Here is a 20178-nt window from a genome sequence, read left to right as displayed (position 1 = left end):
CCATCCGCGCACAGCCTCCCTGGCCCGCCAGCCACGCGAGGCGGCTCAGGGCAGAATGCGGTCCACCAGTTCGATCCAGTGCAACACCGGCGTCTGCGTGCCGCTTTGCAGGTGGGTGATGCAGCCGATATTGGCCGACACGATGGTGTCCGGCTGCGTGGCTTGCAGGTTGGCGAGCTTGTTGTCGCGCAGGCGATAAGCCAGCTCGGGCTGCAGTACCGAGTAGGTACCCGCCGAGCCGCAGCACAGGTGGCTGTCAGCGCAGAGTTTGACTTCCACGCCGAGTGCGGTCAAGAGCGATTCGACCTTGCCGCGGATCTGCTGCCCGTGCTGCAGGGTGCACGGCGGGTGCCAGGCCACCCGTTCGCGCGGTTCCGGCGCGGCCTCGGCCAGCGTCCGCAACTGGGCATCGAACTCGGGCAGCAGTTCGGAGACATCGCGCGTGAGCGCCGAGATGCGGGCGGCCCGCTGCGCATAGACGGGGTCGTTGCGCAGCAGGTGGCCATACTCGCGCACCAGCGCCCCGCAACCGGAGGCGTTCATCACGATTGCTTCTACGCCCGCCTCGACATGCGGCCACCAGGCGTCGATGTTGCGGCGCATGTCGTCCAGCCCGCCGGGTTGATCACCGTTGTGATAACGGATCGCACCGCAGCATCCGGCTTCCCGCGCCACCACCAGCTGCACGCCAAGGCGATCCAGCACGCGCGCGGTGGCCGGGTTGATGTCCGGCGACATCGACGGCTGCACGCATCCGGCCAGCAGCAACATCTTGCGGGCATGCTCGCGCTGCGGCCACGCGCTTGCCGGGCGGGACACCGGCACCTTGTTGCGCAGCACGGGCGGCAGCAGCGGGCGAGCCAGCTGGCCCGCGCGCATCGCCGCGCCGAACAGGCGAGGCCGCGTCAGCCCCTCGCGCAGTGCCCAGCGCGTCAGACGCTGCCGCAGCGGCCGGCGCATGCCCTGCGAGTCGAGCCGGTCCTCGACCACCTGCCGGCCGATATCGACCAGGCGTCCGTAGCGCACGCCCGAGGGGCAGGTCGATTCGCAGTTGCGGCAGGTCAGGCAGCGGTCCAGATGCATCCGGGTGCTGTCGGTGACCGGGTTGCCTTCTACCGCCTGCTTCATCAGGTAGATGCGGCCGCGCGGACCGTCGAGCTCGTCGCCGAGCAGCTGGTAGGTGGGACAGGTCGCGGTACAGAAGCCGCAATGCACGCATTTGCCGATGATGGCCTTGGCTTCTTCGCCATCGGGCGTGTCGCGCAGGAAGTCAGCGAGGGTGGTCTGCATGATGGCTTCGTCAGGGCCCGCCGCCATTGGCGGCAGGGCAGGATCCGGTGGTGGGACGATCAGAGCGAGGGGTACATCCGTCCCGGGTTGAAGATGCCGGCGGGGTCGAAGGCGGCCTTCAGGCGGGCCTGGATCGCCGCCAGCGGCGCGGCCAGCGGCGTGAACACGCCTTCGTCCTTGTCGCCGTTGCGAAAGAGGGTGGCGTGGCCGCCCGCGGCCAGCGCGACCGCGCGCACCTGCGCCGCCGGCACCGGCTGCGCCGGCAGCCACCAGCGCTGCCCGCCGCCCCATTCGACCAGCAGCGCGCCATCGCCCGGCAGCGGCAGTGGCGCGGCGGTGGTCGGCACCGCCAGGCGCCACAGCGGCGCGCCGGCATGCGCGGGCGCGAAGAACGCGTGGGTCTGCTCGCGCAGCTGATGCCACAGCGTTGCGGCGGCATCCGGATCGACCGCTTCGCCGCCCAGGCGCTCCCGTGCGGCGCGCAGCGCGGCCGCCGCGCCCGACAGCCGCACCCAGAGCACGCCGTCGTGCCAGGCCGAGGCGGCGATCGGCAGCGGCTGTCCGCCCCATTCGTTCAGGCGCCGCAGCGCTTCGTCCTGCGCCAGTTCGAAGCGCAGCGTGGCGTCGTCGAACGGCAGCGGCAGCACCTTCAGCGAGACGTCCAGGATCAGGCCGAGCGTGCCCATCGAGCCGGCCAGCAGCCGGGACACGTCGTAGCCCGCCACGTTCTTCATCACCTGTCCGCCGAAATGCAGCACGTCGCCACGGCCGTCCATCATGCTGACGCCCAGCACGAAGTCGCGCAGCGCGCCGACCGCCTGCCGGCGCGGACCCGACAGTCCCGCCGCGACCGCGCCGCCGAGCGTGGCGGCGCCGAAGTGCGGCGGCTCGAAAGCCAGCATCTGGCGGCGGTCGGCGAGCGCCGCTTCGATCTCGCGCAGCGGCGTGCCGCAACGCGCGGTGATCACCAGCTCGGCGGGATCGTAATCGACGATGCCGGCATAGCCGCGGGTGTCGAGCAGCTCGCCGGTGGGCGTCTGCCCGTAGAAGTCCTTGCTGCGGCCGCCGGCCAGCCGCAGCGGCGTGCGGCTGGCGCTGGCGCGCCGGATCACGTCGCGAAAGGTATCGCGCAGGGCGTCGGGGCTGTCTTGCATGGCTGGGGGATAGGTGTCTCGGTCTGTTCTTCTGTGTCGGCAGGGATGCGTCAGCCAGGCGGGCCGGAGCGGTTGCCGTCGTCCTGGCCCGCGGACCTGGCCGCGCCGGTGGCGGTGCCCTCGTCGCCGCTGTCGTCCATCTGGTAGGCCGGCAGCGGCTTGCCGCAATGCCGGCAGTAGTTGGCGTCCGGGTCGTGGCCCTCGGTCAGGCAATAGACGCAGGTGCGCGTGGTCAGCGGCCGGCGGATGATGCTCGCCGCCAGTTCGGCGCCGACGATCCCGGTGGGGAAGGCGATGATGCCGTAGCCCAGCAGGATGGTCAGCGAGGTGATGAATTGCCCGGCCGCGGTCTTGGGCACCATGTCGCCGAAGCCGGTGGTGGTCAGCGTCACCACCGCCCAGTACATGCTCAGCGGAATGCTGTGGAAGCCGTGCTCCGGGCCCTCGACCACGTACATCACCGTGCCGAGGATCACCGTGATGATGAACACGGTGCCCAGGAACACGAAGATCTTGCGGCGGCTGTTGGCCAGCGCCCGGTACAGGATCTGCGCTTCCTCGAAATAGACCGTCAGCTTCAGGATGCGGAACACGCGCAGCAGCCGCAGCAGCCGCACGTCGATCAGGAAGGCGAGCTCGGGCACGAAGAAGGCCAGCCAGGTCGGCATGATCGACACGAAGTCGATGATGCCGAAGAAGCTGAAGACATAGCGCAGCGGCCGGCGCACCACCAGTACCCGCATCAGGTACTCGGCGGTGAAGGCCAGCGTGAAGGTCCACTCCAGCACGGTCAGCGGTGTGCCGAAGCGCGCGTGGATGTGCGGCACGCTGTCGAACATCACCACCAGCACGCTGGCGACGATGGCCAGCAGCAGCGTGACGTCGAACAGCTGTCCCTGGCGGGTGTCCGCCTCGAAGATGATGGTGTACCAGCGCTGGCGCCAGCCCGAGTCCGGCTTGCCCAGGTACTGGCGGATGAACGCCTCCTGCCGGCGGCGCGGCTCGTGCGACTCCGGCTGCGGCTTGGGCCGCGCTCGGGCGGTGCCGGCGGGCGGGGCGGAGGAGCGTCGGGACATGAAGCGGATCCGGTCCCCGCTCAGAAGCGCGGCAGATCGGGATGCGGCAGCACGCCACCCCGCACATGGAGCTTGCCGTACTCGGCGCAGCGCGCCAGCGTCGGGATGGCCTTGTCGGGGTTGAGCAGCCGCGCCGGGTCGAAGGCGGCCTTGACGCGCAGGAACGCCTCGCGCTCCTGGGGCGAAAACTGCACGCACATCGAATTGAGCTTCTCGACGCCGACGCCGTGCTCCCCGGTGACCGTGCCGCCCAGCTCGACGCAGGTCTCCAGGATGTCCGCGCCGAACAGCTCGGCGCGCTGCCATTCGTCATGGTCGGCGCCATCGAACAGGATCAGCGGGTGCATGTTGCCGTCGCCGGCATGGAATACGTTGATGCAGCGCAGGCCGTACTTGCCCTCCATCGCCTCGATGCGCTTGAGCAGCGTGCCGATATGCTTGCGCGGGATGGTGCCGTCCATGCAGTAGTAGTCTGGCGAGATCCGTCCGGCCGCCGGAAACGCGTTCTTGCGGCCGCTCCAGAAGCGCAGCCGCTCGGCCTCGCTTTGCGACACGGTGATCCGGGTCGCGCCCGAGGCGCGCAGCACCTCGCTCATCCGCTCGATCTCCTCGGCGACTTCCTCGGGCGTGCCATCGGATTCGCACAGCAGGATGGCGGCGGCATCGACGTCGTAGCCGGCGTGGACGAACTCTTCCACCGCCGCAGTGGCCGGCTTGTCCATCATTTCGAGACCCGCCGGGATGATGCCGGCGGCAATCACGTCGGCGACGGCATTGCCGCCTTTCTCGACGTCGTCGAAACTGGCCATGATCACCTGCGCGAGCTGCGGCTTGGGCACCAGCCGGACCGTGACCTCGGTGGTCACCGCCAGCATGCCCTCGGAGCCGATCAGCACGGCCAGCAGGTCCAGGCCCGGGGCATCGGGCGCGTCGCCGCCGAATTCGACGATCTCGCCTTCCATCGTCACCGCGCGCACTTTCAGCACGTTGTGCACCGTCAGGCCGTACTTCAGGCAATGCACGCCGCCCGAATTCTCGGCGACGTTGCCACCGATGGTGCAAGCGATCTGGGACGACGGGTCCGGCGCGTAGTAGAGGTTGTAGGGCGCGGCCGCCTCGGAGATGGCCAGGTTGCGCACGCCGGGCTGGACCACGGCAACGCGCGCGAGCGGGTCGAGTTTCAGGATGCGCTTGAACTTGGCCAGCGACAGCACCACGCCCTCGGCGATCGGCATCGCGCCGCCCGACAGGCTGGTACCCGCGCCGCGCGGCACCACCGGCACCTGCAGCCGATGGCAGACGCGCAGCACCGCCTGCACCTGCGCCTCGGTCTCGGGCAGCACCACCGCCAGCGGCACCTGCCGGTAGGCGGCAAGGCCGTCGCACTCGTACGGCACGGTGTCTTCGGGACGGGTCAGCAGCGCCGGCTCGGGCACGATCCGCGCGAGTTCCGACAGCAGTTCCGCCGTGACGGCCGGTGCGATCGACGCGGATCGGGTGGCCAGGGCGGCATCTTGCGGGGCGTTCATGGCAACTCCTTCATGGTCCCGGCGGCGCAGGGCCTGGCCGGGGCAGGGACGGCCGACTATAGCGCACACCCGTCGGCGCCGGGGCCGCGCGGCCGGTGAATTCGGCGCGGCGCTGCCTCAAAAAATGCTCATGCGGGCTACCACTCCAGGCCGAGCAGCCAGTCGATGAAGTAGCGCGCCTCGGGCTTGAGCGGGGCCTGCTCCCGCTCGACGATGTAGTAGCCATGCGGGGACTCCGACTCGATATCGAGCAGGCGCACCATCTGGCCCAGGGACAGCCAGTGCCGCGCCATGCGTTGCCGCACCAGCGCGACCCCCTGGTTCGACGCCACCGCCTCCAGCATGAAGCCGATATCGTTGAACTGCGGGCCGGTCTGCGGCTCGGGCCAGTCCAGCCCGGCGGTCTCGAACCACGGCTTCCACGGCTCCAGCGGGCTGCGCAGCAATACCAGGTTGGCAAGGTGCTCCGGCCGGGTAATCGAGCGGCCGTCGATGCGTTCATAGTACTCGCGTCCGCAGGCGGGAAACACCGGCTCGACCAGCAGGCGCGTGGTCTTCAGGTCGGGGTAGCGGCCGCTGCCATAGCGCACCTCGACGTCGGTGTCCTCGGCCTTGACGTCGAGAAACGGAATCGCCAGATGCAGCTCGAGGTCGATATGCGGGTACAGCGCGGCGAACTCGGGCAGCCGCGGCACCAGGTGCTGGCGCCCGAAGGTCGGCGGCGTCGCCACCCGCAGCCGGGTGCGCAGCTTGTTGAATTCGGGACGGGCCAGCTCGTTGAGCGACTTGAGCGCGTCCTGCACGTTGCGCAGGTAGCGCATGCCGCTGGCGGTCAGCCGCAGTGCCGTGTTGGTGCGGACGAACAGGTCCTCGCCCCACAGCTCTTCCAGATTGCGGATGCGATGCGACACGGCGCTGGGCGTGACGGACAGCTCCTCGGCCGCGCGCGCGAAGCTGCCCAGCCGCGCCGCGGCTTCGAAGGCGATCAGCAGGTGCAGCGGCGGCACCCGGTTGAACAGCGAGGCCATGACGGCGGCCTAGCGGGTCGCGCGGAAGATCTTGCCCGGGTTGAGGATGCCCCTGGGGTCCAGCGCGCCCTTGATCGCGCGCATCAGGTCCAGCGCGTCCTCGCCGTGCTCGCTGACGAGGAAATCCATCTTGTGCAGCCCCACGCCATGCTCGCCGGTGCAGGTGCCGCCCATCGCCAGCGCGCGCGCGACGATGGCCGCGTTGATCTGCTCGGCCTGTTCCAGTTCCTGCGGACGCGCCGGGTCGGTCAGGATGGCGACATGGAAGTTGCCGTCGCCGACATGGCCGACGATGGGGCAAGGCAGGCCGGAGGCGATCAGGTCGCGCTCGGTCTCGGTGACGCAGTCGGCCAGCCGCGAGATCGGCACGCAGACGTCGGTGGTGACGGCGCGGCAGCCGGGCTTCAGTTGCAGCATGGCGAAGTAGGCGTTGTGCCGCGCGTTCCAGAGCCGGCTGCGGTCCTCCGGACGGGTGGCCCATTCGAAGCCGCTGCCGCCGTGCTCGGCGCAGATCTGCTGCACCGTCTCGGCCTGCTCGCGCACGCCGGCCTCGCTGCCGTGGAATTCGAAGAACAGGTGCGGGCTTTCCGGCAGGGTCAGCTTGTCGTGCCGGTTGATGGCGCGGATCGCCAGCGCGTCGACGAACTCGACGCGCGCCACCGGCACGCCCAGCTGGATGGTCTCGATCACCGCCCGCACCGCGCTGCCCATGTCGGGGAAGGCGCAGACGGCCGCCGAGATGGCCTCGGGCTGCGGGTACACGCGCACCGTGATCTCGGTGATGATGCCGAGCGTTCCTTCGCTGCCGATGAACAGCCGGGTCAGGTCATAGCCCGCCGACGACTTGCGCGCCTGCGTGCCGGTGCGGATCGTGCGGCCGTCGGCGGTGACCACCGTCAGCGCCAGGACGTTCTCGCGCATGGTGCCGTAGCGCACGGCGTTGGTGCCGGAGGCGCGCGTGGCGCACATGCCGCCGATGGAGGCATCCGCGCCCGGGTCGATGGGGAAGAACAGCCCGGTGTCCTTGATCTCCTGGTTCAGCTGCTTGCGTGTGACGCCGGCCTGCACGGTCACCGTCAGGTCCTCGGTACGCACCGCCAGCACGCCGTTCATCTGGGACAGATCGAGGCTGATGCCGCCGGCCACGGCCAGCAGGTGGCCTTCCAGCGAGGAGCCGGCGCCGTAGGGGATCAGCGGCACGTCATGGGCGTGGCACAGCCGCGCGACTTCGGCGACCTCCTCGGTGCTGCGCGCAAAGACCACGGCATCGGGCAGCGCCGGCGGGAAGGGCGACTCGTCGCGACCATGGTGCTCGCGCATGCCGGCGGAGGTGGTGAAACGCTCGCCGAAGCGGGCCTGCAGCGCATCGGCGACGGTCGGGGGCAGGGGGCGGCGCTCCAGCGCGGCGTGGGGCGTGGGATGATTCATCGTGGTCTCCGGCTTGGGCGCTGCGCCCCGCGGCACGCCGGTGCGGCGAGGCAATCCGGATGCGGTACGGCAAGGCGTGGTGCGGCTTGATCGATGACGGTATTCTACGCCGCGTGCCGGGCCCGCCATACTGCCCGGCAGGACTGCCGGGCAGAGGGGCGCCGGCGCAGGTCAAGGCCGGAGAGGCCAGGCAAGGCACGAGAAGGCACTACAGAGGGAGAAGCCGCCATGGGCAACCGCCTTAGCCGCATCGCCACCCGTACCGGCGATGCCGGATCCACCGGGCTGGGCGACGGCAGCCGCACCGGCAAGGACAGCCTGCGCATCGCCGCCATTGGCGATATCGACGAACTGAATTCGCATCTCGGCGTGCTGCTCGCCGAGCCGCTGCCCGAGGGCGTCGCGGCCGTGCTGCTGGAGATCCAGCATGATCTGTTCGACCTGGGCGGCGAAGTGTCGATTCCCGGTCACGCGCTGCTGCAGCCGGCCCAGGTCGCTCGCCTGGATGGCTGGCTGGCGCAATACAACGCGGCGCTGCCGCCGCTGGCCGAGTTCATCCTGCCTGGCGGCAGCCGCGCCGCAGCCCTGGCGCATGTCGGGCGCACGGTCTGCCGCCGTGCCGAGCGCTCGCTGGTCGCGCTGGGGGCCGCCGAGCCGGTCAACCAGGCGCCGCGGCAGTACCTGAACAGGCTGTCCGACCTGCTGTTCGTGCTGGCCCGCGTGCTGAACCGGGAGGCCGGCAGCGGCGACGTGCTGTGGCAGCGCGGACGGCAGGCGGGCGGAAGTGAGTGACCGCACCCGCCTGGCGCGAATCCGCGGTGCGTTTGCCGTCATACCCGACAAAATTAGTCGGATTTGCCGATTCTGCCCTTGAAAAGGTGCCGGCCGGCCACACTTCGGGCTCAGGTTGAGTTGAAGCCGCGCGGATAGCGATGGCTCAAGAGGAGAGAATAATGGGTAAGATCATCGGTATCGACCTCGGTACCACCAACAGCTGCGTCGCGATCATGGAGGGCAAGACCCCCAAGGTGATCGAGAACTCCGAGGGCGCGCGTACCACGCCCTCCATCATCGCCTACATGGAAGACGGCGAGATCCTGGTGGGCGCGCCCGCCAAGCGGCAGGCGGTGACCAATCCCCGCAACACGCTGTATGCCGTCAAGCGCCTGATCGGCCGCAAGTTCGACGAGAAGGAAGTCCAGAAGGACATCGGCCTGATGCCGTACTCCATCGTCAAGGCCGACAACGGCGACGCATGGGTGTCCGCGCGCGACCAGAAGCTGGCGCCGCCGCAGGTGTCGGCCGAAGTGCTGCGCAAGATGAAGAAGACCGCCGAGGACTATCTCGGCGAGCCGGTCACCGAAGCCGTGATCACGGTGCCCGCCTACTTCAACGACGCCCAGCGCCAGGCCACCAAGGACGCTGGCCGCATCGCCGGCCTGGAAGTCAAGCGCATCATCAACGAGCCGACCGCGGCCGCGCTGGCGTTCGGCATGGACAAGAGCGAGAAGGGCGACCGCAAGATCGCCGTCTATGACCTGGGCGGCGGTACCTTCGACATCTCGATCATCGAGATCGCGGATGTGGACGGCGAGAAGCAGTTCGAAGTGCTGTCGACCAACGGCGACACCTTCCTCGGTGGCGAGGACTTCGACCAGCGCCTGATCGACTACATCATCGGCGAGTTCAAGAAGGACCAGGGCGTGGACCTCTCGAAGGACGTGCTCGCGCTGCAGCGTCTGAAGGAAGCCGCCGAAAAGGCCAAGATCGAACTGTCCAGCTCGCAGCAGACCGAGATCAACCTGCCGTACATCACGGCCGACGCCTCGGGTCCGAAGCACTTGAACCTGAAGATTACCCGCGCCAAGTTCGAATCGCTGGTGGAAGAGCTGATCACCCGCACGATCGAGCCGTGCCGTACCGCGATCAAGGACGCGGGCGTCAAGGTCAGCGACATCGACGACGTGATCCTGGTCGGCGGCATGACCCGCATGCCGAAGGTGCAGGAGCAGGTGCGCGAGTTCTTCGGCCGCGAAGCCCGCAAGGACGTGAACCCGGACGAAGCCGTGGCCGTCGGCGCGGCGATCCAGGGCTCGGTGCTGGCCGGTGACCGTACCGACGTGCTGCTGCTGGACGTCACCCCGCTGTCGCTCGGTATCGAGACGCTGGGCGGCGTGATGACCAAGATGATCAGCAAGAACACCACGATCCCGACCAAGCATGCGCAGGTGTTCTCGACCGCCGAGGACAACCAGCCGGCGGTGACGATCAAGGTCTACCAGGGCGAACGCGAGATGGCCAGCGGCAACAAGCTGCTGGGCGAGTTCAACCTGGAAGGCATCGCGCCGGCGCCGCGTGGCATGCCGCAGATCGAGGTGTCGTTCGACATCGACGCCAACGGCATCCTGCATGTGGGCGCGAAGGACAAGGCGACCGGCAAGGAAAACCGCATCACGATCAAGGCCAACTCGGGTCTGTCGGAAGACGAGATCCAGCGCATGGTCAAGGACGCGGAAGCGAATGCCGAGGAAGACCGCAAGGCCCGCGAACTGGCTGACGCCCGCAACCAGGCCGACGCGCTGATCCACTCCACCCGCAAGGCGCTGACCGAGTACGGCGACAAGCTGGAAGGCGGCGAGAAGGAGAAGATCGAGGCGGCCATCAAGGACCTGGAAGACGCCGCTCGCGGTGGCGACAAGGCCGAGATCGACGCCAAGGTGCAGGCGCTGTCCGAGGCCAGCCAGAAGCTGGGCGAGAAGGTCTACGCCGACATGCAGCAGAACGCGGGCGACGCCGGCGCTGCCGCTGGCGCTGCCGGTGCGGCGGGTGCCGGTGCCACGGGCGCGGCAGGCGGTGCCCAGCAGTCGGCGCCGCAGGACGACAACGTCGTCGATGCCGAGTTCAAGGAAGTGAACGACAAGAAGTAATGCGACGGACGGCCGGTGCGCGGGCGCAAGCCGCCGGCGCACCGAAGGCCAGTCCCGACGCCGGGCGGCGGATATCGGACAAGCGCGGACCTGCGGGGCCGTCGCCGTCGGAATCCCCGCTCGGCTTTTTTGCTGTTTGTCTGCTATTCGCCGGCCGCACGCCAGGCAAGGGTGCGGCCGGGCATCTGGGGTTTGAGCCACCATGGCAAAACGTGACTACTACGAAGTGCTCGGGGTGGGCAAGAACGCGAGCGACGACGAGGTCAAGAAGGCCTATCGCAAGCTCGCGATGAAGTACCACCCGGACCGCAATCCGGACAACAAGGAAGCGGAAGAGAAGTTCAAGGAGGTCAAAGAGGCCTACGAGATGCTCTCCGATCCCGAGAAGAAGGCGGCCTACGACCAGTATGGCCATGCCGGCGTGGATCCGAACATGGCGGGCGGCTTCGGCGGTGGCCAGGGGTACGGCGGGTTCGCCGAGGCGTTCGGCGATATCTTCGGCGACATCTTCGGCCAGGCCGCCGGCCGCCAGCGCGGCGGTCCGCAGGTCTACCGTGGCGCCGACCTGCGCTACAGCATGGAAATCTCGCTGGAGCAGGCCGCGCATGGCCACGAAGCGCAGATCCGCGTGCCGCACTGGGACGACTGCGACCACTGCCACGGCGACGGCGCCGAGCCGGGTTCGTCGGTCGAAACCTGCCCGACCTGCAAGGGCGTCGGCCAGGTCCGCGTCTCGCAGGGCTTCTTCACCATGCAGCAGACTTGCCCGAAGTGCCACGGCAGCGGCAAGTACATTCCCAAGCCGTGCGTAAAGTGCCACGGCCAGGGCAAGCTGAAGTCGCAGAAGACGCTGGAGGTGAAGATCCCGGCCGGCATCGACGAAGGCATGCGCATCCGCTCGACCGGCAACGGCGAGCCGGGCATCAACGGCGGCCCGCCGGGCGACCTGTACGTCGAAGTCCATATCAAGCCGCACCCGGTATTCGAGCGCGACGGCGACGACCTGCATTGCACCATGCCGATCTCGTACGCCACCGCGGCGCTGGGCGGCGACCTGCAGGTGCCGACGCTGGACGGCAAGGCCAGCTTCCCGGTGCCCGAGGGCACCCAGACCGGCCGTACCTTCCGGCTGCGCGGCAAGGGCATCAAGGGTGTGCGCTCCGGCCTGCCGGGCGATCTCTATGTCCATGTCAACGTCGAGACGCCGGTCAAGCTGACCGAGGCGCAGAAGGAACTGCTGCGCCAGTTCGACCGCTCGGTGCATGAAGGCGGCTCCCGCCACAGCCCGCAGGAGCAATCCTGGCTGGACAAGGTCAAGAGCTTCTTCAGCTGAGCACCGCCGGCGATTCCATCGCCCAGGGTTGCTCCCCTCTCCCGCCCCGCAGGAGAGGGGAGAAAACCGGCAGCCCATCCAACGCTCCGGGTTTGCTCCCCTCTCCCGCCCTGCGGGAGAGGGGCCGGGGGAGAGGGCAGCGTCCTGCCGTGGACCGCTCGCCTGGACCGGCCAACCCCGGTATGCTGCCGGTTGCCTTCCCACCTGCAGCCGATGTCTTCCCTGTCGTCCTCCCCGTCTTCGTTCGATCCGTCCCCGTGGTCCCCGCCGGCCGGGCCGCTGGCGAGCGGCATCGAGCCGCTTCCACCGTTCGTGTTGCTCGACGACGCCACGGCAGCCCCGGGCGAACCGGCGTCCCGGCTCTACACCGATTTCGTTCGTCAGAACGACGTGGCGGCAGGCGACCTCGACACCCTGACGCGCTGCTTGCAGCAAGGCTGGGATGCCGGCTGGCATGTCTGCGTCTTCATCCCGTATGAATTCGGCGCGCCGCTGGTTGGCACGCCGGTGGCCGGCGCCGTCCATCACCCGCCGGATCGCACGCTCCCGTTCCATGGCGGCGCGGCGAGGCTGCTATGGTTCCGCTCCCTGACCCGGCTCGATGCCGGCGGGGTGAAGCAGTGGCTGGAGAGCCAATGCCTGCAACCGGCCCAGCCCACGGGCATCCTGCACCTGACCAGCGACACCGGGGCGCCGGCATTCGCCGACGCGGTTGGACGCATTCATCAGTGGATCCGCGCCGGGCATACCTACCAGGTCAACTACACCCAGCGCTTGCGCTTCGATGTCTTCGGCGACCCGCTCGCGCTGTATGCCCGGCTTCGCGCAGCGCAACCGGTCCCTTACGGTGCTGTGGCACGGATGCCCGACGACAGCTGGGTCTTGTCGCTGTCGCCGGAATTGTTCGTGCGCCACGAGGGCGCAGGCACCCTCGTGGCCCGGCCGATGAAAGGCACCGCACCCTTGACCGGCGATGCACAGGCGGATGCCGCCGCGGCGGCCGCGCTTGCCGCCGATCCGAAGAATCGCGCGGAAAACGTGATGATCGTGGACCTGCTGCGCAACGACCTCGGCCGGGTGGCAGTGCCGGGGACGGTCAAGGTCCCCGCGCTGTTCGAGGTCCGGCCGTTCGGTGCCGTGCTGCAGATGACGTCCACGGTGACCGCGCAGGCCACGGCCGCGACCACAACCGGGTCCCTGCTGGACGCCCTGTTTCCCTGCGGCTCGATCACCGGGGCGCCCAAGCGCCGGACGATGGAGATCATTGCCGAGCTCGAATCGTCTCCGCGCGGCCTCTATACCGGCAGCATCGGCTGGATGGATGCGCCGGCACCCGGCGAGCGCCTGGGCCGCGGCGCGTTGTCGGTGGCGATACGCACGCTGGTGCTCGGCCCGCTCACGGACCGCGGCCTTCGCGCGGGCGAGATGGGCGTGGGGTCGGGGATTGTCCATGACAGCGTGGCGGCGCAGGAATTTGCCGAGTGCGGCTGGAAGGCGCGTTTCCTGACGGAGCACGATCCGGGCGTCTCGCTGATCGAAACGCTGCGGGTGGAGAGCGGGCAGTGCCTTCGGCTGGAGGCGCATCTGGCCCGGCTCGCCGCATCCGCGGCGGCGCTGGGCTTCCCTGTCGATATCGACGCTGCCCGCGCTCGATTGCAGCAGGCCGCCCGTGCCTGTCGCGAGGGCGGCGCGCGCCTGCGGCTGACGCTGGACAAGTCGGGCACGCTGGGCATCACCGGCGCAGCCCTTGCCGCCCTGCCCACTGGTCCGGTCGGCGTCACGCTGGCCACCGAGACATTGCCGCCGGCCGACCCGCTGCGCCGCCACAAGACCACCCATCGCGCCGCCTATGATCGCGGCTGGCAGGCGGCCGAACGGGCTGGCGCGTTCGACAGCCTGTTCTTCAACACCAGAGGGGAATTGCTCGAAGGCGGCCGCAGTTCGGTCTTCGCCCGCGTGGACGGCCATTGGCTGACCCCGCCGCTGGACGCCGACATCCTGCCCGGCGTGATGCGGGGCGAGGTGCTGCGGGACCCGTTGCACTGGCTGGGCGGGCCGGTGCGGGAAGCGACCATCACCGTGCCGATGCTTCGCCGCGCAGACCGACTGGTGCTGGCCAACTCGCTGCGCGGTGTGCTGCACGCCCGCTTGCTCGCGGACTGACGCGCCCCGGCTTCAGCGGTGGTGGGTGTCGAGGCGCCCGTCGCCCAGCTTCCAGCGCACCACGCCAGGCAGGTTGATCAGGTCGCGGTCGTGGCAGATCATCACCACGGTGCGGCCTTCCGCGGCCAGTTCGCTGACCAGCGCGATCACCTGCTCGCGCGCGCGTCCGTCCAGGTTCGAAGTCGGCTCGTCCAGCAGCAGCAGGTCCGGCTCCAGCACCTTGGCGCGTGCCAGTGCGACGCGCTGGATCTCCCCGCCCGACAGCTTCTGCGGCTCGGTGTCCTGCACATGCTCGATGCCGGCCCATGCCAGCGCCGCGTCCACCCGACGTTCGATCTGCCCGGCGTGCATGCCGCGCGCGCGCAACCCATAGGCGATGTTCTCCCGCACCGACGTGCGGAACAGGTAGGGGTGCTGGTGCATGTAGGCGATGCGACGGCGCAGCGCCGGCGGCAGCGGGTCCAGCGGCGCGCGTTGCGGCCGGCCGTCGTCCCCGGTCCATTCCACCGTCGCGCCCCGGGCCGGCTCCAGGCCTGCGACCATCCGCAGCAGCGTGGTCTTGCCCGCGCCGTTCACGCCGGTCAGCACCACCGCGGTGGCCCGCGGAAAGGGGAGGGTGTCGATATCGAACAGGGCGCGCGCGCCGATGCGCCGCTGCAATCCGCGCACCGTCAGCAGCGCATCGGTGGCCGGGGCGGGGGATGCCGGTGTCATCGACGAAAGCCTCCCGCGCCCTGCAGCCATGCCAGCAGGATGTTGACCAGCAGCGCCAGCACCACCAGCACGATGCCCAGCGCGATGCCCTGCGCGAACTCGCCCTTGCTGGTTTCCAGCGCGATGGCGGTGGTGATGGTGCGGGTCGAGCCCTCGATGTTGCCGCCGATCATCAGCGCCGAGCCGACCTCGGCGATGACACGGCCAAAGCCGGCGACCACCGCCGCCATCAGGCCGAAGCGCAGCTCGCGCAGCACCGTGAGGAACGTGCGCCACGGGCCCGCGCCCAGCACGCGCGCCGTTTCCACCAGCCGTGGGTCGGCACTCTGCATGGTGGCGAGCGCGAAGGCGAGCACCACGGGCAAGCCGATCACGGCCTGGCCGATCACCATGCCGGTCGGCGTGAACAGCAGCTGCAGCTCGCCCAGCGGCCCCTGCCGCGTCATCAGCAGATAGAGGATCAGGCCGACCAGTACGGTCGGAAAGGACAGGAAGGCCTGCGCCACCACCACCAGCACCCGGCGGCCCGGGAAGCGGTGCGTGGCGATCAGATAGGCGGCGGCGATGGCGGGCGGGGTGGCCAGCGCCAGTCCTGCGAGCGCCACGGTCAGCGAGGTCTGCACGATCTGCCACAGCGCCGGGTCGCCGCTGGCCAGCAGCACGAAGGCGGCCATGGTAGCCGCGCCGATATCCATGCCGGAATCAGGCGGAGAAGGTGTGCTCGATCGCCGGGAAGCTGCCGTCCTTGACCGCCGCCACATAGGCCCGGATCGCCCCTTCGATGGAGGTCTGGCCCTCCATGAAATTGCGCACGAACTTCGCCTTGCGGCCCGGGTAGACATTCAGCATGTCCTGCAGCACCAGCACCTGGCCGGAACAGTCGGCCCCCGCGCCGATACCGATGGTCGGCACCGCCAGCTGCTGGGTCACTGTCGAGGCCAGCGCGGCGGGCACCGCTTCCATCAGCACCACCTGGGCGCCGGCTTCCTGCAGCGCCATCGCATCGCGCCGCAGCTGCGCGGCGCCTTCGTCGGTCTTGCCCTGCACCTTGAAGCCGCCAAAGGCGTGCACCGACTGCGGCGTCAGGCCGATGTGGGCGCACACCGGGATGCTGCGCTCGACCAGGAAGCGCACCGTCGGTGCCAGCCACTCGCCGCCTTCGAGCTTGACCATCTGCGCGCCGGCGCGCATCAGCGTCACCGCGCTCTGGAACGCCATCTCCGGCGTGCCATAGGTGCCGAACGGCAGGTCGGCCAGCAGCAGCGCGGTCTGGTTGCCGCGCGCCACGCACTCGGTGTGGTAAGCCAGCTGCTCCAGCGTCACCGGCAGGGTCGTGGTCTGGCCCTGGATGACATTGCCCAGCGAATCGCCGACGAGGATCGCATCCACGCCGCAGTAGTCCAGCAGCGCGGCAAAGCTGGCGTCATAGGCGGTCAGCATGGCGATCTTCTCGCCGGCCGCGCGCATCGCCTGCAGGCGCGGAACGGTGACTGTCTTGCGGGAAGGATCGAGCAGATAGCTCATGGCGTGCCTCTGGCTTGTGGTGATGGGGGGGAAGATGCGAGCGCCTGCCGTCTTGCGGGAGCCTGCGGCGAGCTTGCGGCGATGCGATCGCCGGGCGACCGCATTGTGCCCCATGCGGCGCTAGCTGCGGAAGATGAAGTAGACCGCGCCGACCATGCACAGCGCCGCCCAGACATAGTCGAGCTTGAACGGCTGGCCCATGTACAGCAGCGAGAACGGCACGAATACCGTCAGCGTGATCGCTTCCTGCAGGATCTTGAGCTGCGCCAGCGAGATGCCGCTCTGGAAGCCGATGCGGTTGGCCGGCACCTGCAGCAGGTACTCGAACAGCGCGATGCCCCAGCTGACGATGGCGGCGATATACCAGGGCCGGCTCGCCAGGTCCTTCAGGTGGCCGTACCACGCGAAGGTCATGAAGACATTGGACAGGGCCAGCAGGCCGGCGGTCAGGAAGAAAGGCGAGATTCCGCTTGGCGCGTACATTGGCAGTAGGAGACCTTGTCGATCCGCTGGGCCGCCACCCGGGCCAGGTGATCGGCGGCGCGTCCCAGCCCGGGAATCGTCAGTTCCGGGTCCAGTTCGAGCAGGGGCACCAGCGTGAAGGCCCGCTCCGCCACGCGCGGATGCGGCACCATCAGGTCGGCGTTGTCATGCACTTCGCTGCCGAACAGCAGCAGATCGAGATCGAGTGTACGGGGCGCATTGCGAAACGGGCGTTCGCGGCCGAACTGATCCTCGATATGGTGGCAGACGCACAGCAGCTGGCTGGCGCTCAGGCTCGTGTCGAGCTTGACCACCGCGTTGTAGTAATCGTCGCCGCCGGCATCGACGGGCGCGCTGCGATACAGCGACGATCGCGCAAGGATGGTGATGCCGACCTGCTGGGCCAGGCACACGATGGCGTCCTTGACGGCCTGCCTGGCGTCCCCCAGGTTCGCGCCGATGCCAATGAAGGCAAGTGTCATTCGGTTTCCTCCGGCTGCCCGCGAGGCCCGCCGGATTCCCCGGAGGCCGCGTCGTTCTCGTCCCGGGGGGAGACTTTATCCGATTTCCGCGACGGCCGCCGACGGCGCTTCTTGCGCCCGGCACCGTCGCCACTGGCCGGGCCGCCGGCCGCGCGCTCGGCCTCCCGGGCGGCTTCGATCAGCTGCTCGCGCCCTTCCGAGTCGGCATTCTGGAAGTCCTGCCACCAGCTGGCCATCTCGCCCGGCAGCTCGCCGGCCTCGCAGCGCAGCACCAGGAAGTCGTAGCCGGCGCGGAACCGCGGCGACTCCAGCAGCCGGTAGGGCATGCGGCCGACGCGCTTCTCGAAGCGCGGCTGCATGCCCCAGATATCCCGCATGTCGGTGACGAAGCGCCGCTGGATCGCCAGCTGGCCGGTCTGGCGCTCCAGCACGGTGTCCATCGCCGAGTTCAGCGCCGCGATCGGATGGTCGCCGATGTCGCGCAGCGTCTTCCACTGCTCCAGCACGTGGTGCCACAGCAGTGCGGCGAACAGGAAGCCCGGCGAGACCGGCTTGCCGGCCTTGACCCGGCGGTCGGTATTGTCCAGCGCCAGTTGCACGAAGCGCTGTCCCATCGGCTGCTCCAGCGCCACGTCCAGCAGCGGCAGCAGGCCCTTGTGCAGCCCTGCCTTGCGCAGCTCCTGCAGCGAGGCCCAGGCGTGCCCGGACATCAGCAGCTTGAGCATCTCGTCGAACAGCCGCGCGCTCGGTACGTTGTGGATCAGCGAGGCGAGGTCGGCGATCGGCTGGCGCGTGGCCTCGTCGATATCGAAACCGGTCTTGGCGGCAAAGCGCACCACGCGCAGCATCCGCACCGGGTCTTCGCGGTAGCGCACCACCGGGTCGCCGATCATGCGCAGCGTGCGCGCGCGCATGTCGTCCATGCCATGGTGGTAGTCATGGACGGTCTGCTCGGCCGGATCGTAGTACATCGCGTTGATGGTGAAGTCGCGGCGCTCCGCGTCTTCGGCCTGCGATCCCCACACGTTGTCGCGCAGCACGCGGCCCGAGGCGTCGATCGCATGCGTCTTGGTGTCCAGCTCGGCGCGCTTGTAGCGCCGGCCTTCCGGCAGCGTTTCGCTGGCGATCGCGTCGACCAGCGCGCGGAAGGTCGAAACCTCGATGATCTCCTGCTCGCGCCCGCCGTAGAAGGTCACATGCACGATCTGGAAGCGCCGGCCGATGATCCGCGAGCGGCGGAACAGCGCCTGCACCTGCTCCGGCGTGGCGTTGGTCGCCACGTCGAAGTCCTTCGGCTTGATCCCCAGCAGCAGGTCGCGCACCGCGCCACCGACCACGAAGGCCTGGAAACCCGCCTGCTGCAGCGTGCTGGTGACCTTGACCGCGTTGCGCGACAGCAGGGTCGGGTCGATCTGGTGTTGGTCGGCCGTGTAGATGCGGGGAGTGTGTGCGCGGCCGGCGCGGCGCAGCCTGGGCCCGGGTTTGCCCAGCAGGCGGTTGATGAGTTTCTTGATCACGTCAGAACAGGTCCATGATGCGCCAGCCTGCCGCGGCGGCATGGTGGCGGAGACGATCGTCAGGGTTGGTGGCGATCGGGTCGCTGACCTTCTCCAGCAGCGGCAGGTCGTTGATGGAGTCGCTGTAGAACGTGGTGGTGGCGAAGTCGTCCAGGCGGGTGCCGAGCCCCTTCAGCCAGCTGTGCACCCGGTCTATCTTGCCTTCGCGAAAGCTCGGCAGCCCGGCCACCTCGCCGGTGAACTGACCGCCCGGCGTGCCGTCGGCGGTGGCCGGCTCCGTGGCGATCAGATGCTTGATGCCGAAGGCGGCGCAGATCGGCGCGGTGATGAAGCTGTTGGTTGCCGTCACCAGCGCGCACAGGTCGCCGGCGTCCAGGTGCTTCCTGACCAAGGCGCGCGCCTGCGGCGTCATGGCCGGCTCGATGGCCTCGCGCATGTAGGCGTCGCGCCACTGCTCCAGCTGCGCGCGCGGATGCGCGGCGAGCGGCGCCAGCGCAAAGCGCAGAAACGCATGGATGTCGAGGACGCCGGCCTTGTATTGGCCGAAGAACTCCTCGTTCCTGCGCAGGAAGCTTTCCTCGTCGACGACACCATGCCGGACCAGGAAGCGGCCCCATTGGTGGCCGCTGTCGGTCGGCAGCAGGGTGTGGTCGAGATCGAACAATGCCAGATTCATGGGCGGCGATTTTACCTTAAGGGATTGCAGCGAGCCGGTGCCCGCCTCGCGCAGCGCCAGCGCGCTGCCTGCGTTGCCTGCAGGCAGCGGGCTGCATGCCGGGGCGCGGCGCGGTTATTCGCGCAGTTCGGCAAACATCTGGCGCAGCAGCGGCAGCGTCACCGGCCGCTTCTTTTCGAGGGAATAGGTGTCCAGCGCGTCCAGCAGCGCCATCAGGCTGGGCATGTCCCGGTAATGCCGGGTCACCAGCCAGTGGGTGATTTCCGGCGAGAATTGCAGCCCTCGCTCACGGGCCGCCTGCAGCACCGCCGCCATCTTGTCGTCGTCCGACAGCGGGGCCAGCTGGTAGACCAGGCCCCAGCCCAGCCGCGTGCGCACGTCCTCGCGCACCGGCATCGACAGCGGCGCGAACGCCCCGGCGCTGACGATGGCGGTGCGCCCATGCGCGCGCACTTCGTTGATCAGCGAGAACACGCCGATCTGGCGCGCCTCGTCCAGCAGTTCGACATCGTCCACGGTGTAAAGCTGGCAGGCCGGGTCGAACACGTAGTCGGCCAGCGCGTGGTGCGGGCTCAGGTAGCGGCATTGCAGCCCGGCCTGCATGCCGGCGTCGCACAGCGCATGCAGCAGATGCGTGCGCCCGGAGCCGGTCTCGCCCCACAGATAGAGCAGCCGGTCCGACGCCTGCTCCCCCAGCATCGCCTGTGGCAGTTCGCGCAGGCGCTGCACGGCCTCGCGATTGGCCGCGATGACGAAGTTCTCGAACGTCGACGGGGGCGGGCTGCCCAGCTCCAGCGACAGTTGCTTCGGGCGGTATGACATGGATTCGCCTGCTATGCGCGATGTCTCTCGGA

At 69.0% G+C, this 20178-nt stretch carries 18 protein-coding genes; 4 read left to right on the top strand and 14 right to left on the bottom strand.

Translation table 11 applies throughout. From position 1 onward, the window contains the following. Nucleotides 1–45: 45 nt before the first annotated feature. The 6 genes from glcF to K6V06_RS09930 all read right to left on the bottom strand — a co-directional run bounded on the left by glcF (nt 46) and on the right by K6V06_RS09930 (nt 7505). Nucleotides 46–1290 carry a glycolate oxidase subunit GlcF gene (gene glcF / locus K6V06_RS09955; protein WP_222242816.1) on the bottom strand — a complete coding sequence of 415 codons (1245 nt, stop codon included), beginning with the start codon at nt 1288–1290 and terminating at the stop codon, nt 46–48. Nucleotides 1291–1349: 59 nt separating this feature from the next. Beyond that, entirely contained in the window at nt 1350–2444 is a 1095-nt protein-coding gene (glcE, locus tag K6V06_RS09950; protein ID WP_222242814.1) for a glycolate oxidase subunit GlcE, read from the bottom strand. A gap of 50 nt (nt 2445–2494) precedes the next feature. Next, nucleotides 2495–3520 (bottom strand): ion transporter, encoded by a 1026-nt coding sequence (locus K6V06_RS09945; protein WP_222242795.1) that lies wholly within the window; start codon nt 3518–3520, stop codon nt 2495–2497. Between the two features lie 20 nt (nt 3521–3540). Further along, nucleotides 3541–5049, bottom strand: a complete 1509-nt coding sequence (locus K6V06_RS09940) for an FAD-linked oxidase C-terminal domain-containing protein (protein WP_222242793.1) — start codon at nt 5047–5049, stop codon at nt 3541–3543. A 137-nt stretch (nt 5050–5186) separates the two neighbouring features. Continuing rightward, a complete protein-coding gene (locus tag K6V06_RS09935; RefSeq protein WP_222242791.1) occupies nt 5187–6077 on the bottom strand; it encodes a LysR substrate-binding domain-containing protein in 891 nt (296 codons plus the stop codon). 9 nt (nt 6078–6086) lie between these two features. Beyond that, nucleotides 6087–7505: an FAD-binding oxidoreductase gene (locus tag K6V06_RS09930; RefSeq protein WP_222242789.1), complete on the bottom strand. Its 1419-nt coding sequence runs from the start codon at nt 7503–7505 to the stop codon at nt 6087–6089. Between the two features lie 228 nt (nt 7506–7733). On the opposite strand from K6V06_RS09930, the gene K6V06_RS09925 reads away from it, so the two are divergent. From K6V06_RS09925 to K6V06_RS09910, 4 genes are all read left to right on the top strand, one after another. Continuing rightward, on the top strand, nt 7734–8297 hold the full coding sequence (locus K6V06_RS09925) for a cob(I)yrinic acid a,c-diamide adenosyltransferase (protein WP_222242787.1): 564 nt from the start codon (nt 7734–7736) through the stop codon (nt 8295–8297). Between the two features lie 161 nt (nt 8298–8458). Further along, nucleotides 8459–10432, top strand: coding sequence for a molecular chaperone DnaK (gene dnaK / locus K6V06_RS09920; protein WP_222242785.1), 1974 nt, complete (start codon nt 8459–8461; stop codon nt 10430–10432). Nucleotides 10433–10634: 202 nt separating this feature from the next. Then, a complete protein-coding gene (dnaJ, locus tag K6V06_RS09915) occupies nt 10635–11765 on the top strand; it encodes a molecular chaperone DnaJ (protein ID WP_222242783.1) in 1131 nt (376 codons plus the stop codon). A 213-nt stretch (nt 11766–11978) separates the two neighbouring features. After that, complete coding sequence (locus tag K6V06_RS09910; protein WP_222242781.1) at nt 11979–13928, top strand: chorismate-binding protein; 1950 nt, start codon at nt 11979–11981, stop codon at nt 13926–13928. A gap of 12 nt (nt 13929–13940) precedes the next feature. Here K6V06_RS09910 and K6V06_RS09905 read toward each other — a convergent pair whose 3' ends face one another. The 8 genes from K6V06_RS09905 to hda form a co-directional block, all read right to left on the bottom strand. Further along, the gene (locus K6V06_RS09905) at nt 13941–14642 is read right to left on the bottom strand and encodes an energy-coupling factor ABC transporter ATP-binding protein (protein ID WP_222242771.1); all 702 of its coding nucleotides are present in this window, start codon (nt 14640–14642) and stop codon (nt 13941–13943) included. Beyond that, complete coding sequence (locus K6V06_RS09900) at nt 14639–15337, bottom strand: ABC transporter permease (protein ID WP_222242769.1); 699 nt, start codon at nt 15335–15337, stop codon at nt 14639–14641. The genes K6V06_RS09905 and K6V06_RS09900 overlap by 4 nt, the downstream gene beginning before the upstream one ends. Nucleotides 15338–15344: 7 nt before the next feature. Then, the gene (panB, locus tag K6V06_RS09895) at nt 15345–16166 is read right to left on the bottom strand and encodes a 3-methyl-2-oxobutanoate hydroxymethyltransferase (protein ID WP_222242767.1); all 822 of its coding nucleotides are present in this window, start codon (nt 16164–16166) and stop codon (nt 15345–15347) included. A 120-nt stretch (nt 16167–16286) separates the two neighbouring features. After that, nucleotides 16287–16649 carry a DMT family protein gene (locus tag K6V06_RS09890; RefSeq protein WP_222242765.1) on the bottom strand — a complete coding sequence of 121 codons (363 nt, stop codon included), beginning with the start codon at nt 16647–16649 and terminating at the stop codon, nt 16287–16289. After that, nucleotides 16613–17131, bottom strand: coding sequence for a 2-amino-4-hydroxy-6-hydroxymethyldihydropteridine diphosphokinase (folK, locus tag K6V06_RS09885; RefSeq protein ID WP_222242763.1), 519 nt, complete (start codon nt 17129–17131; stop codon nt 16613–16615). The genes K6V06_RS09890 and folK overlap by 37 nt, the downstream gene beginning before the upstream one ends. Beyond that, nucleotides 17128–18648: a polynucleotide adenylyltransferase PcnB gene (pcnB, locus tag K6V06_RS09880; protein WP_222242761.1), complete on the bottom strand. Its 1521-nt coding sequence runs from the start codon at nt 18646–18648 to the stop codon at nt 17128–17130. Before pcnB ends, folK begins: the two co-directional genes overlap by 4 nt. A 1-nt stretch (nt 18649) precedes the next feature. Continuing rightward, a complete protein-coding gene (locus K6V06_RS09875; RefSeq protein WP_222242759.1) occupies nt 18650–19324 on the bottom strand; it encodes an HAD family phosphatase in 675 nt (224 codons plus the stop codon). Nucleotides 19325–19438: 114 nt separating this feature from the next. Beyond that, nucleotides 19439–20146, bottom strand: a complete 708-nt coding sequence (hda, locus tag K6V06_RS09870; RefSeq protein ID WP_222242757.1) for a DnaA regulatory inactivator Hda — start codon at nt 20144–20146, stop codon at nt 19439–19441. Between the last annotated feature and the right edge of the window lie 32 nt (nt 20147–20178).

Origin of the sequence: Cupriavidus sp. AU9028 (assembly GCF_019795295.1) — a bacterium.
Classification (GTDB): domain Bacteria; phylum Pseudomonadota; class Gammaproteobacteria; order Burkholderiales; family Burkholderiaceae; genus Cupriavidus.
This window is presented reverse-complemented; position numbering and strand designations above follow the sequence as displayed.